The sequence below is a fragment of the Chitinivorax sp. PXF-14 genome, from assembly GCF_040812015.1.
Lineage (GTDB): Bacteria > Pseudomonadota > Gammaproteobacteria > Burkholderiales > SCOH01 > JBFNXJ01.
Window position 1 is genome coordinate 343,115 of the sequence record NZ_JBFNXJ010000002.1, and the last position, 12,581, is coordinate 355,695.

Consider the following 12,581-nt stretch of genomic DNA (forward strand, 5'->3'; position numbering starts at 1 on the left):
CCCGAATCAGGTAAGACAACAGATGACTCAAATCACCGTTCTCCCCCATCACGACCTCTGCCCTGAAGGGGCGGTCATCGAGGCCGAGCCCGGCATCACGATCTGCGATGCGCTGCTCGCCCACGATATCGAGATCGAGCACGCCTGCGAAAAATCCTGCGCCTGTACCACCTGCCACGTCATCGTGCGCGAAGGCTTCAATTCCCTGAGCCCGGCCGAAGACGACGAGGAAGACCTGCTTGATAAGGCCTGGGGGCTGGAAGCCCAGTCGCGGCTGTCGTGCCAGGCGGTGGTGACCGAGCAGCCGCTGGTCGTCGAGATACCGCGCTACACCATCAACCACGCCAAAGAAGATCACTGAGGGCACCATGGCCAGCAGCCAGGACCGCGTGCGCGACGCGCTGAGTGCCGCCGGCATCGTGGCCGACATCGTCGAATTCGGCAGCGAGACCCGCACCTCGCAGCAGGCAGCCGAAGCCATCGGCTGCGCCGTCGCGCAGATCGCCAAATCGCTGGTATTCAAGGGCCGACAGACCGGCCAGCCCGTGCTGGTGGTCGCCAGCGGCAGCAACCGCGTCTGCGAAAAGAAGCTGGAGCGGCTGCTGGGCGAGAAGATCGGCAAGGCCGACGCGGATTTTGTCCGCGAGCAGACCGGCTTCGCGATCGGTGGCGTCGCGCCGGTCGGCCATGTGAATACCCTGCGTGTCGTGGTCGACGCGGACATCCTGCAATATACCGAGATGTGGGCCGCCGCCGGCACGCCCAATAGCGTGTTCCGCATCGATCCGCACAGCCTGATCAACGTCAGTGGCGGCACCCCAGCCGACGTCCGCCAGGACTGATCTCAACCACCCCCACGAGGAGCAGCCCAGATGAAATGGACCGACTCACGCCTGATCGCGATCGAATTGTCCGAAGCCCACCCCGAGATCGACCCCAAGTCCATCCGTTTTACCGACCTCTACAACTGGGTGGTGGCCCTGCCCGATTTCAACGACGACCCCACGCACAGCGGCGAAAAGATTCTCGAAGCCATCCAGATGGCCTGGATCGACGAAGCCGAATAAGCTCAGCCCGCTGACTGGCCCGAATCCCACTGCACCACTATACTGACCTTAGAAAATATATTTAAAGAATCGCCCTTGATGGCCGGCCGGTTGGCACGGTGTTTGGATCAGGCGATTCCGGGGAGCAGTCGTCGTGCCAGTCGATCATCAGCGTATTGCCGAAGCCCATCTCGCGGTGGGCGAACCGCTGCAGTGGGATGTCCACGATGCACAAGGCCACCTGTTGCTGCGCAAGGGGTATGTGCTCGAAAACGAGACGCAGATCGAGCGGCTCGTCGACTCGGGCCTGTACGTCAAACGCGACGAGCTTGCCGCGACGGAAAAAGCGGCCTCCGAAGGTGCAGCCACCTCGGCCGTGATCCCCTTGCTGGAAGCCCGCGAGATCGAGGACCAGGCCGCAGCGGCACTCAAGCAGGGCGACATCGATATCGCCGCCAGCGTGGCCTCCATCATTGTGCGCCTGCGCAAGGCCTGCGAGATCAACGCCGACATCGCGCTGGCCTTCATCCAGCTGCGCCAGCGCGGCGCCTATGCCACGCGCCACCAGGTCGACACGGCCCTGCTGTGCTGCCTGGTCGGTGCCAGCATGAAACTGGCCGAACGCGATCTCGACACCCTGCTCTCGGCGGCACTCACCATGAACCTCGGCATGCTCGAGGTTCAGGATAAGCTCAACACGATCACCGGCGAGCTGGCGCCTGCCGTCAAACAGGCGATCCGCGCCCATCCGCAAAAGAGCGTCGACAAGCTCAGGCAGCTCGGCATCAGCGACAGTGACTGGCTCGAGCTGGTATTGCAACATCACGAGAGCGAGGATGGCAGCGGTTACCCGGCCGGCCTGACTGGCGAACACATCTCGCTCGGCGCCAAGATACTCAATGTCGCCGATCGCTACTGCGCACGCATCACGCCACGCGGAGACAGGCCGCTGGCCTTGCCCAGCGTGGCATTGCGCGATCTGCTGCTGGAACGCGGGCGTCTCGTCTCACCCGAGGTGGCGGCCCATTTCATCAAGGTGCTCGGCGTCTATCCACCGGGCACCATGGTGCGCCTGATGAATGGCGAGATAGGCGTCGTGACCAAGCGCGCGCAGCAAGGCGCCACGCCCTGGGTACACGCGGTGATCGGCCCGTTTGGTGCCGACCTCGAGTTTCCGATTCGCCGCAAGACCAGCGACGAACTGCACGCCATCAAGGAAGGCGTCGATACGCGAAAATACCGGATGCCCTTCCGCATGTACCCGATCTGGGGCAAGGAAGCGGCTGGCGGCTGAGCCCGCAATTACCCTCGATTGCCCAGCCTAGGCTGAAAGGAGCACGCATGTTGATCGATGTGAGCCGTTCCTGGCTACTGGTTGTCGATGTCCAGGAGAAGCTGGTGCCAGCGGTGTTTCAGCATGAGCGCTTTGTCGGCGATTGCTCATGGCTGATCGCGCTGGCGCAGACGCTGGCCGTCCCTGTCGTTTTCTCCGAACAGTATCCGCAAGGACTGGGCCATACCTTGCCGGCCCTGCGCGAACTAGCCCCGGCCGCGCGTGTCGTGGACAAGGTCCATTTCTCGTGCACGGCAGCAGCTTGCCTGCCGCCGGAGTTGCTCGCCGAGCGCGATCAGATCGTGGTGACCGGCATGGAGGCACACGTGTGCGTGCTGCAGACGGTATTGGGCCTGCTGGAGCAAGGGCGCCAGGTATTTGTGGTGGCCGACGTCATTACGTCGCGCAACCCGCGCGACATCGAGCTCGCCATCGAGCGTATGCGTGCTGCGGGCGCCACCGTGGTCAGCCGGGAAATGGTGTTGTTCGAATGGTTGCGGCAGGCTGGCTCGCCACTGTTCAAGACGATCAGCAAGCGCTTTCTGCAGCGCCAGGCTTAACGCGAGGCGACGTAACGGCCGGAGAGCTCGGCGCCTAGCTCACCGCCAGACAGCACCTGCACGGTGAGCTCGATACGAGCCAGGCCTCGGCGGGAGAAATGCTGGCGAAAACGCGCCACCGCATCGGTGTCGGGCGTCTGGCACACCGCCACAAACTTGTCGTCGATCGGCTTCAGATAACGGATGGCGGTTTCCTGCGCGACGATGCTCGCGGCCTCGGGCAGGAGCTGGCTGGCCAGGCACCAGCCGGTGACCGTGGCCAATGAGCCGATGCTGCCCGCGAAGGCCGTTCCCTTGTCGTTGCGATTGGCCTCGAGCGGCGCCGCCAGTGTCACACCTTGCTCACTGGCCTGCACCACCTTGACCTGCATCGCGGCAAGCAGGGGAATGGCCCGGTAGAGCTCGGCCTGTAATGCGCTGTCAGCCACGCTGGTAGCGCGGGGGCAGGAACAAGGCGGCGACCTGCTCCGGTCGGCGCGGCAACGGCGGCAACGGCCGAGTGGGTGCCGGTTGCGATGCCCCCATCACCGAGGCCCCGGCCATCGCCGGCCCACGATCAGAACTGCTGCGGGACGAATAGGATGGTCCACGGTCAGAGCCACCGCGGGACGAATAGGATGGCTCGCGATCAGAGCCATTGCGGGGCGAATACGATGACTCCCGACGCGGCACGGGCACCACGTCGATATTCTTCTTCACCAGCTTTTCAATTGCCGCCAGGTATTTGGCTTCATCGCCCGACACCAGCGACAGCGCAGTACCAGTCGCGCCCGCACGTCCGGTGCGGCCGATGCGGTGTACATAGTCCTCCGGCGTGTGTGGCAGCTCGTAGTTCACCACATAGGGCAAGGCATCGATATCGAGACCACGCGCCGCAACGTCGGTCGCCACCAGCACCTTGACCTTGCTTTCCTTGAACTGCGCCAGCGTGTCGAGCCGCTGCTGTTGCGTCTTGTCGCCGTGGATCGCGTCGGCGGCAAAGCCGTCGCGCACCAGGTCGCGCGACAGGCGCTCGGCACCCTGCCGCGTGTTGCAGAACACGATGACCTGCTGCATGTCGTGGTGGCGGATCAGCTGGGCCAGGGTCGAGCGCTTGCGGAAGCCATCGACCTGATGCACCACCTGCGTCACCTGCTCGTTGGTCGAATTGCGGCGGGCCACCTCGACCACCTGCGGGTTGCGCTGGAACTGGTCAGCGAGCTTCTTGATCTCGGGCGAGAAGGTGGCCGAGAACATCAGCGTCTGACGCTCGGGCGGCAGCATGCCGATGATGCGGCGGATGTCGGGCATGAAGCCCATGTCGAGCATGCGGTCGGCCTCGTCGAGCACGAGAATCTCGACCTTAGAGAGATTGACCGTCTTTTGTTGCACGTGGTCGAGCAGGCGGCCCGGTGTGGCAACCAGGATTTCCACGCCAGCACGCAGCGCCGGGATCTGGGTATCGATGCTGACGCCGCCGAAGGCCACCGTCGAGCGCAGCGGCAGATGCTTGCCATAGGTGCGCACGGAATCGGCGACTTGGTCGGCCAGCTCGCGCGTCGGCGTGAGAATCAGCGCCCGCAACGGGTGGCGGGCGGGCGATGGGCTGGTGTTGGCACCGGCCTGCAGGCGGCGCAGGATGGGCAGGGTGAAGCCGGCGGTCTTGCCCGTGCCGGTCTGAGCAGCCGCGAGAATATCGCGCCCCGACAGCACCACGGGGATGGCTTCCTTCTGGATCGGGGTTGGCTCGGTATAGCCCTCGTCCGTCACCGCACGCAGGATTTCTTCAGACAGGCCCAACTCGGCAAACGACATCGACACTCCCATTCGGGCAGCCCCAGGGGCGGCCTTTCAATCAACACAAATAAAGACAAAGAGCCGGCCCGATATGAGGCAGCCGGCGACTAAAAGCGGAATTATATAAGAAATAGCTAAATCAATGGGTTCTGTTTCTCTTCCCTTGCACAGCCGGCGGGCGGCCAGATGCAGCCGGAGCCACACGCCGCTGGGCAACACCGCCACGACAGGGCCTCAGTGGCGGCTTTCCGCCACCGGCAGCCTGACCACGAAGCTGGCACCATGCCCGAGCTTCGATTCACACGACACTTCGCCATGCATCATCTCGGTCAGCCGCTTGACGATGGACAGCCCCAGGCCGACCGAATGCTCGTCCCCTGTCGGCCGCGCAGACAGGCGGGAGAACTTCTGGAACAAACGCGGCATCTCGTGGGGCGCAATGCCCGGCCCCTGGTCCTGCACCTCGATGGTAATCCAGCGCACATCGCGGCGCGTGCGGATCCACACGGTGGTTTGCGGCGGCGAATACTTGACCGCGTTCGAGATCAGGTTGTCGAGCACCTGGGTGACCGCCATCTGGTCGACCAGCGCCACAGTGTCGTTGTCCGTCGCCGTCAGCAGCTTGATCGACTTCTCCGCGGCGGCATCCCGATAGCTCTCCACTGCATCGGTCACCAACTCGGCGACCGACACGGCCTCCAGCTTCAGATGATAGTTGTCGGATTCGATCGCGTTAATGTCGAGCAGGTTGGTGATCAGGTGCGACATCTTGCCCGCAATGCTCTGTATGCCCTGCAGCTTCGCCACCATCTTGTCCTGCGGATAGCGTTCGACATTCTCGACCACCGCGTTGGCCAGCCCCTTGATCGCATGGATCGGGCTTTGCAGGTCATGCGCGGCCACCCCCATGAACTCGTTCTTTTCGCGGTTCAGGTATTCGAGCTGATGATTCTTCTGCACCAGCTCCTGGTTGGCGTCTTCGAGCGCGCGCGTGCGCTCCCTGACCTGGTCTTCGAGCTTGCTGCGGTGCAGCGCAACCGCATCGGCCATCTCGTCGAATGCCTTGGCGAGCTGCCCGACCTCGTCATTGCGCTCGACCTGGGTCTTCACCCCGGCGTCGCCACGAGCCAATGCCCGTATCGCCACCAGCAAGCCCTGCAGCGGGCCGCTCACCTGCTCCTTGAGCACCCAGCCAACGATGATCACCTCCATCAGCAGGGCCAGCAGGCCGAACACGACGACGATGCTGGCCGAGGCCATGGCCTTCTGCTGGATCAGCGACTTGGGGTAGACCGTGACAAACAGCCAGTCCGCCCCCTTGATCGGCGCCACCGACAACCAGTAGTCGCCGTTCGCGCTTTCCACGAAGGGATTGCGCACCGAGGCACCGATGGCCGCACGGTAAAAATCGACGAGCTGGTTATCCTTGCTCGCGGCGATGTTGTAGTCGCCATTCTGCTTTTCGATGTCCCGCATCTTGTCGGGATGCGCGATCAGCTTGCCATTGCGGCTGACGATCATGTTGTAGGTGCCGGGGATGTTGATGCGGTTGGTGCGCTCGATCAACTGATCGATCAGCACATCCTGCCCGGAGCCGCCCACATATTGCCCCTGGAAATCGATGGGCGTGACCACCGACACCATCCATTGCTTGGCCGGCGCATCGAAGTACACGCCGGTCCAGAACGTCTTGCGCTCGGGGTTGGCCTTGGGCGTGGCGCCCACCTCGGTTTCCAGGTCCTCAGCAAATGCATCGACCGAGCCGCCGCGCGCATAGTTGGTGTCGGGCAGGAACATGATGCTGCCGTCCGACACGTTGAGATCGATGAAGGTATCGTAGAACTGGTTGCGGAATGCCTTGCCGTACTCGGTGGCCAAGTCATAGGCCACCAGCGTGCGGTGCATGAACTCGCGCGTGAGCTCGACCCTGGGCAGGAGGGCAATGGTGGCCTTGTGCTCGAAATCATCGAGCTCGACCTTGACGCGCCACATGCCGTCCGCATCCTGCCGCATCAGGCCATGGAAGCGTTTCGCCACATCCTCAGCCGGCTCCATCGCCAAGCGGCGGACGAACTCGTCCCGCACCATGCGGGTATTGGTCTGCGCCAGCACGAAGGGCTGGCTCTCCAGCTCGCTGCGCGCCGCGACATATTTCTCGAGATAGGCCAGCGCCTCGCGCTGGTAGCTCAGGTAGGTGTAAACGTAGCTGATGGCGGTGATGACGACGGTGACGATGGCGATGCGCAGCGCCATCTGACGCATTGCACGCGCGGAAATAGTGTCGGCCTTGGGCAAGCGGAACATGAAATCCCCGGAAAGTTGATCCTAACGCTATCGAGACCAGGGCAGCAGCCAGCCAACACCAACGGGGGCCGGGGCGCATACGCGCATTGGCTGGCAACAGCCAGGACTTGGCAACAGCGGATCACAAGCGCTGATCGCCATCCTTGTGCCTTGCTTTCCCCTGCGGACAGGAGAAAGGCGGCAACCCATACCTAATCTCGATAGTGGTGAATGCCAAAACCCATAATATTGGCATATTTGGCGGCGCTTTCCGATAGTACATCTGGAAATCACTGGTAGACAGCGGGCCACGCCCAGCAGGAGCTGGGCCGCAGCTCACTCCTCCGACTCGGCGTATTCACGCCGCCCGTAGCCGGTAATGCCCATCATCAGGCGCACCATGCCGTAGGCCAGCCATGGCAGGAAGCGACGCAAGGGGCCGTGCCGGCGGATGTGGTCGAACTCGATCCTGACCGAGGCCTCCTGCATCGATTTGAGCAGGTCGGCGCGCAGCTCGCCGGCGAAGCGCGAATCGCGTACCAGCACATTGGCCTCGCGTGCCAGCAGCAGGCTGAACGGATCGATATTACTGGAGCCGACCGTCGCCCACACGCCGTCGACCACGGCCACCTTGGCGTGCATGAAACTCTTGCGGTATTCCCAGATTTCCACGCCACCGGCCAGCAGGCGCCGGTACAAGGTGCGAGTAGCGAAATGCATCAGCAGATACTCGACACGCCCCTGCAGCAGCACCACGACACGGACGCCGCGGTGGGAGGCGTCGAGCAAGGCGCGGCGGAATGTCCGTCCCGGCAGGAAATAGGCGTTGGCGATGAAGATTTCGCGACGCGCATGGCCGATGGCGCGCAGATAGGCCGTCTCGATCGCCTTGCGGTGGCGCAGGTTGTCGCGCACCACGAAAGCAGCTTCCATGTCGCCATGGTCGGACACGTCCGGCGGCAAGGCCGGCACCGGCAGCCAGTGCTGCTTGAATTGCGCCCAGCAGGCGTGCCACCACATCTGTCGCACGGCATGGTGAATCGCCCCGAGCAGCGGCCCCTCCACGCGCACCGCGTAGTCGTAGCGTGGCGCCACCTGATGTGGCGTGTTGCGGTCGTCGACGATGTTGATGCCGCCGACAAAGGCCTGCCGGCCGTCGATCACGGCGATCTTGCGGTGCAGGCGGCGCAGCCGTTGCCGTTTCAGCGAGAATAGGGACAGCTCGGGCCGGAAGAACAGCACGCGCATGCCCGATTCGATCATGCGCCGCAGCCGATCGGCGGGGAAGCTGCGCGCGCCGAAGCCGTCGATCAGCACATGGGTCTGCACGCCGCGCAGGGCGGCCTGCTCGAGTACATCGGCAACCTGCGTGCCGCTATCGTCCAGTTCGAAGATATAGGTTTCGAGGTAGATCGAATGGACCGCCTGCTCGATGGCGCCGATCAACGCGGGGAAATAGCCGTCGCCATTGAGCAGCAGCTGGACACGGTTGCCGTGGTAGAAATGCTCCATCAGTCGCGATCAAACCCGCCGCATCGTCGCCGACAGCGGCGCGTGGTCCGAAATGCGCGACCATGGCTGGCCTGCGTGCACCTGCGCATGCTCGATCTTGAAGCCGCGAAAATAGATGCGGTCCAGCGTGAGCACCGGCAGCCGGCTAGGAAAGCTGCGCGCCGGCATGCCGTGCAGCGTCTCGAAGGCTTCCCTGAGCTGCAGGTCGTGAGTCAGCACCTTGGCGGCCTGCTGGCGCCAGTCGTTGAAGTCCCCGGCGATGATCAGCGGCGCGCCATCGGGCACCATGGATTCGATGCGCTGGCGCAGCACGCGCAACTGCTTGGTACGGTCATGTCCCAGCAGATTGAGATGGACGCAGATGCAGTGCACGGTCTGCGGCCAGCACGGGATTTCGATCTCGCAGTGAAGCAGGCCGCGCTTTTCGAGGGTGTTGACCGAGACATCCTGATTTTCCCAGTTGAGGATGGGAAAACGGCTGAGGATGGCATTTCCATGGTGGCCGCCGTCGTAGCTGGCATTCTGGCCGTAGGCCACCCTGTGCGACAGCGAGCCGGCGAGGAACTCGTGTTGCGGCACGCGCGGCCAGGTCTCGTAACGCTTGGCCCGCAGCGCGTTTTCGCCCTGCACTTCCTGCAGGAAGATGATGTCGGAATGCAACTGCTTGAGCTGGCCCGACAGCTCGTGCACCGTCATGCGCCGGTTGAACTGCGACATCCCCTTGTGGATGTTGTAGGTGGCAATCCGCAATACGGCCAAATTCCTTACCTCCCATGGCATCCCGCCACTCGGCGGAAGCCCTTATCTCATGTTGCAGCCATCGCCCCGACCCGCTGCGGCAACTGTCGGATGGCGGCGGCGTTGGTCCACGAAAAAACCTTGTCGGCCGCCTGCTGCCAGGGCAGCCAGACATAGCTCAGATGCTCCCTCGGCGCGAGCCTGGGGGCCAGCGGTATGGGCAGCAGCAAGCCGAATACGTGCTCTGTGTTGTGCGTCGTGCCCGGTGGGTAGCGATGCCGCCATTTCTCGAATATTTCGAACTGGTTTTGCAGCTGCCAGTCGCTCAGCACGAAATCCGCCGCGACGAAGCCCGTCTCCTCCTCCGCCTCGCGCGCGGCTGTTTGCAGCATGGTTTCACCGGGCTCCCAGCTGCCCGTCACTGATTGCCACGACCCGGGGTAATCGGCGCGCTCGATCAGCAACACCTGCAGGTCGGCGGTATGTATCACCACAAGGGCGGAGACAGGCTGTTTATACGGCATATGTATGACAGGAAAACGAAAGGTTGTAAGGGAATTGTAGCAAACCGAATGCGCCGTTTGCCGCCGCAACGGTGCCGTCCGGTACGGAAAAATCACGGTATTAGTTGAAGTACCAACTCCAATCGCGGGCCAGACGGCTATAATAGCGCCCACCCCGCAACAATACGCTAAGCAGGAGCTTTAAATGGATGACGAATTGCGCCGCAGTGCGCTCGAATATCACCGGCTGCCCAAACCGGGCAAGATTCAGGTTGCGCCGACCAAGCCGCTGGCCAGCCAACGGGATCTCGCCCTCGCCTACTCGCCGGGCGTAGCGGCTGCGTGTGACGCGATCGTCGAAGACCCGACCAATGCCTTTGCCTACACCGCCCGCGGCAACCTCGTCGCCGTGATTTCCAACGGCACGGCCGTACTGGGCCTGGGCAACATCGGCCCGCTGGCCGGTAAGCCGGTGATGGAGGGCAAGGGCGTCCTGTTCAAGAAATTCGCCGGTATCGACGTATTCGATATCGAAGTCGATGAAAACGATCCCGACAAGCTCGTCGACATCATCGCCTCGCTCGAACCGACCTTCGGCGGCATCAACCTTGAAGACATCAAGGCGCCCGAATGCTTCTACGTCGAGAAGAAGCTGCGCGAGAAGATGAAGATCCCCGTCTTCCACGATGACCAGCACGGCACCGCCATCATCACGGCCGCCGCCGTACTGAACGGCCTGCGCATCGTCGGCAAGGACATCGCCAAAGTCAAGGTCGTCACCTCCGGCGCTGGCGCCGCTGCCGTTGCCTGCCTCGACCTGCTGGTAGCGCTCGGCGTGACGATCGAGAATATCGTGATGTGCGACTCGAAGGGCGTGGTGCATACCGCCCGCGAGGACTGGGAAAAGCTCGATGCATCGAAGCGCCGCTACGCCAAGGAGACCCCGGCCCGCGTGCTGAAGGATGCGCTGGTCGATGCCGACATCTTCCTCGGCCTGTCCGGCCCCAAGCTCGTGACGCAGGAAATGGTCAAGACCATGGCCGCTCACCCGCTGATCCTGGCGCTGGCCAACCCGGAACCGGAAATCCTGCCGCCGCTGGCACGCGAAGCCCGCCCCGACGCGATCATCTGCACCGGGCGCTCGGACTTCCCGAACCAGGTCAACAACGTGCTGTGCTTCCCCTTCATCTTCCGCGGCGCACTCGATGTCGGTGCCACGACGATCAATGAAGAGATGAAGCTCGCCTGCGTACGCGCGATTGCCGACCTGGCAATGGCCGAACAGAGCGACGTGGTGGCCGATGCGTATGTCGGCCAGAACCTGAGCTTCGGCCCGGATTACATCATTCCCAAGCCGTTCGACCCACGCCTGATCCTCAAGATCGCGCCGGCCGTGGCGCAGGCAGCGATGGATTCCGGCGTGGCGACGCGCCCAATCCAGGACATGCCGGCCTATGTGGAAGAGCTGACCCAGTTCGTCTACAAGTCCAACCTGTTCATGAAGCCGGTATTCAGCACCGCCAAGGCCGCCAAGAAACGCGTGGTGTATGCCGAAGGCGAAGACCAGCGCGTGCTGCACGCGGTGCAGGAAGTGGTGGACCAGGGCCTGGCCTACCCCATCCTGATCGGCCGCCCGCACGTGATCGAGCAGCGCATCCAGCGTTCTGGCCTGCGCATCAAGCCTGGCGTCGATTTCGAGCTGGTCAACAACGAGAATGACCCGCGCTATGGCGATTACTCGCAGCTCTATTTCGAGATCATGCAGCGCAAGGGTGTCAGCATCCAGTACGCCCGCCGCGAGGTGCGTCGCAAGACGACGCTGATCGGCGCGCTGATGCTCAAGCGTGGTGAAGCCGACGCGATGATCTGCGGCACCTATGGCCAGTATCAGAGCCACCTCGAATTCATCGATCAGGTCATCGGCCTGAAGGAAGGCGTGAAAACCTACGCCGCGATGAATGCGCTGATCCTGCCGCACGGCAACATCTTCATCGCCGATACCTACGTGAACCCGGACCCGACGGCAGCGCAGCTTGCCGAGATCACGCAGATGGCGGCCGAAGCGGTACGCCGCTTTGGCATCGCGCCGAAGATCGCCTTGCTGTCGCACTCGAGCTTCGGCTCGGTCAACACGCCGTCCGCCAGCAAGATGCGCGAGACGCTGGCCATCCTCAACCGCGTGGCGCCCGAGCTTGAAGTCGAAGGCGAAATGCATGGCGACGCGGCACTCTCGGGTGCCGTCCGCAGCGTGGTGTTCCCGAACGCACGCTTCAAGGAAGATGCCAACCTGCTGATCATGCCGACGCTCGATGCTGCCAACATCAGCTTCAACCTGCTCAAGGTATCGGCTGCCGACGGCGTGACCATCGGCCCGATCCTGCTCGGCGCAGCCAAACCGATCCACATCCTGACCCCGACCGCGAGCCCGCGCCGCGTGGTCAACATGACCGCGCTCGCCGTGGTGGATGCGACGGTGCCAGCTTGACCCTGGTCTAAGTCGGGTTGACAGAAGGGTGGCCACAGGCCACCCTTCTTTTTATCCATGGAGGGAGCCGCGAGATGTCAGAACAATTCAACCCCAACGATGCCTTCAACTTCTTTCGCAATCTATGGAAGCCGCTCGAAGCACCAATGCAGGCCATGTTTCCGCCAGTCAGTGAAGAAGAGGTGGAACGCAAGATCCAGGAACTGCGCGTGGTCGAGAACTGGCTCGTCGCCAACGTCAACATGCTGCAAATGACGATCAAGACGCTCGAAATGCAGAAAGCCGCCTTCGCGGCGATGAAACCGGCCGACAAGCCCAAGCCGCCGCCCGCGCAGCCTTGAGGCC

The 12,581-nt window shown here is 63.0% G+C and carries 13 protein-coding genes; 7 read left to right on the forward strand and 6 right to left on the reverse strand.

What is annotated here, in order from left to right:
* The first annotated feature begins 22 nt into the window (after window positions 1-22).
* From fdx to ABWL39_RS04390, 5 genes are all read left to right on the forward strand, one after another.
* Complete coding sequence (fdx, locus tag ABWL39_RS04370; RefSeq protein ID WP_367787455.1) at window positions 23-361, forward strand: ISC system 2Fe-2S type ferredoxin; 339 nt, start codon at window positions 23-25, stop codon at window positions 359-361.
* 7 nt (window positions 362-368) lie between these two features.
* The gene (locus tag ABWL39_RS04375; protein WP_367787458.1) at window positions 369-842 is read left to right on the forward strand and encodes a YbaK/EbsC family protein; all 474 of its coding nucleotides are present in this window, start codon (window positions 369-371) and stop codon (window positions 840-842) included.
* Between the two features lie 30 nt (window positions 843-872).
* A complete protein-coding gene (gene iscX / locus ABWL39_RS04380) occupies window positions 873-1,067 on the forward strand; it encodes a Fe-S cluster assembly protein IscX (RefSeq protein ID WP_367787460.1) in 195 nt (64 codons plus the stop codon).
* 133 nt (window positions 1,068-1,200) lie between these two features.
* Window positions 1,201-2,340, forward strand: coding sequence for an HD-GYP domain-containing protein (locus tag ABWL39_RS04385; protein ID WP_367787462.1), 1,140 nt, complete (start codon window positions 1,201-1,203; stop codon window positions 2,338-2,340).
* 47 nt (window positions 2,341-2,387) lie between these two features.
* The gene (locus ABWL39_RS04390; RefSeq protein WP_367787464.1) at window positions 2,388-2,939 is read left to right on the forward strand and encodes a hydrolase; all 552 of its coding nucleotides are present in this window, start codon (window positions 2,388-2,390) and stop codon (window positions 2,937-2,939) included.
* On the opposite strand, the gene ABWL39_RS04395 is transcribed toward ABWL39_RS04390, so the two are convergent.
* From ABWL39_RS04395 to nudB, 6 genes are all read right to left on the reverse strand, one after another.
* The gene (locus ABWL39_RS04395) at window positions 2,936-3,367 is read right to left on the reverse strand and encodes a YiiD C-terminal domain-containing protein (protein WP_367787466.1); all 432 of its coding nucleotides are present in this window, start codon (window positions 3,365-3,367) and stop codon (window positions 2,936-2,938) included. The genes ABWL39_RS04390 and ABWL39_RS04395 overlap by 4 nt on opposite strands.
* The gene (locus ABWL39_RS04400; RefSeq protein WP_367787468.1) at window positions 3,360-4,733 is read right to left on the reverse strand and encodes a DEAD/DEAH box helicase; all 1,374 of its coding nucleotides are present in this window, start codon (window positions 4,731-4,733) and stop codon (window positions 3,360-3,362) included. Before ABWL39_RS04400 ends, ABWL39_RS04395 begins: the two co-directional genes overlap by 8 nt.
* A 216-nt stretch (window positions 4,734-4,949) precedes the next feature.
* Window positions 4,950-7,019, reverse strand: a complete 2,070-nt coding sequence (locus ABWL39_RS04405) for an ATP-binding protein (protein ID WP_367787469.1) — start codon at window positions 7,017-7,019, stop codon at window positions 4,950-4,952.
* Between the two features lie 315 nt (window positions 7,020-7,334).
* Window positions 7,335-8,510, reverse strand: a complete 1,176-nt coding sequence (clsB, locus tag ABWL39_RS04410) for a cardiolipin synthase ClsB (RefSeq protein WP_367787471.1) — start codon at window positions 8,508-8,510, stop codon at window positions 7,335-7,337.
* A gap of 9 nt (window positions 8,511-8,519) precedes the next feature.
* On the reverse strand, window positions 8,520-9,260 hold the full coding sequence (locus ABWL39_RS04415) for an endonuclease/exonuclease/phosphatase family protein (RefSeq protein WP_367787473.1): 741 nt from the start codon (window positions 9,258-9,260) through the stop codon (window positions 8,520-8,522).
* A 56-nt stretch (window positions 9,261-9,316) separates the two neighbouring features.
* On the reverse strand, window positions 9,317-9,772 hold the full coding sequence (gene nudB / locus ABWL39_RS04420) for a dihydroneopterin triphosphate diphosphatase (RefSeq protein ID WP_367787614.1): 456 nt from the start codon (window positions 9,770-9,772) through the stop codon (window positions 9,317-9,319).
* 184 nt (window positions 9,773-9,956) lie between these two features.
* On the opposite strand from nudB, the gene ABWL39_RS04425 reads away from it, so the two are divergent.
* A complete protein-coding gene (locus ABWL39_RS04425) occupies window positions 9,957-12,236 on the forward strand; it encodes an NADP-dependent malic enzyme (RefSeq protein WP_367787475.1) in 2,280 nt (759 codons plus the stop codon).
* Window positions 12,237-12,310: 74 nt separating this feature from the next.
* On the forward strand, window positions 12,311-12,577 hold the full coding sequence (locus ABWL39_RS04430) for a PhaM family polyhydroxyalkanoate granule multifunctional regulatory protein (protein ID WP_367787476.1): 267 nt from the start codon (window positions 12,311-12,313) through the stop codon (window positions 12,575-12,577).
* Window positions 12,578-12,581 lie beyond the last annotated feature (4 nt).

Coding starts and splice junctions, on each gene's coding strand:
- fdx (WP_367787455.1), top strand. CDS start 23: ATGACTCAAATCACCGTTCTCCCCCATCACGACCTCTGCCCTGAAGGG.
- ABWL39_RS04375 (WP_367787458.1), top strand. CDS start 369: ATGGCCAGCAGCCAGGACCGCGTGCGCGACGCGCTGAGTGCCGCCGGC.
- iscX (WP_367787460.1), top strand. CDS start 873: ATGAAATGGACCGACTCACGCCTGATCGCGATCGAATTGTCCGAAGCC.
- ABWL39_RS04390 (WP_367787464.1), top strand. CDS start 2,388: ATGTTGATCGATGTGAGCCGTTCCTGGCTACTGGTTGTCGATGTCCAG.
- ABWL39_RS04400 (WP_367787468.1), bottom strand. CDS start 4,733: ATGTCGTTTGCCGAGTTGGGCCTGTCTGAAGAAATCCTGCGTGCGGTG.
- ABWL39_RS04405 (WP_367787469.1), bottom strand. CDS start 7,019: ATGTTCCGCTTGCCCAAGGCCGACACTATTTCCGCGCGTGCAATGCGT.
- clsB (WP_367787471.1), bottom strand. CDS start 8,510: ATGGAGCATTTCTACCACGGCAACCGTGTCCAGCTGCTGCTCAATGGC.
- nudB (WP_367787614.1), bottom strand. CDS start 9,772: ATGCCGTATAAACAGCCTGTCTCCGCCCTTGTGGTGATACATACCGCC.
- ABWL39_RS04425 (WP_367787475.1), top strand. CDS start 9,957: ATGGATGACGAATTGCGCCGCAGTGCGCTCGAATATCACCGGCTGCCC.
- ABWL39_RS04430 (WP_367787476.1), top strand. CDS start 12,311: ATGTCAGAACAATTCAACCCCAACGATGCCTTCAACTTCTTTCGCAAT.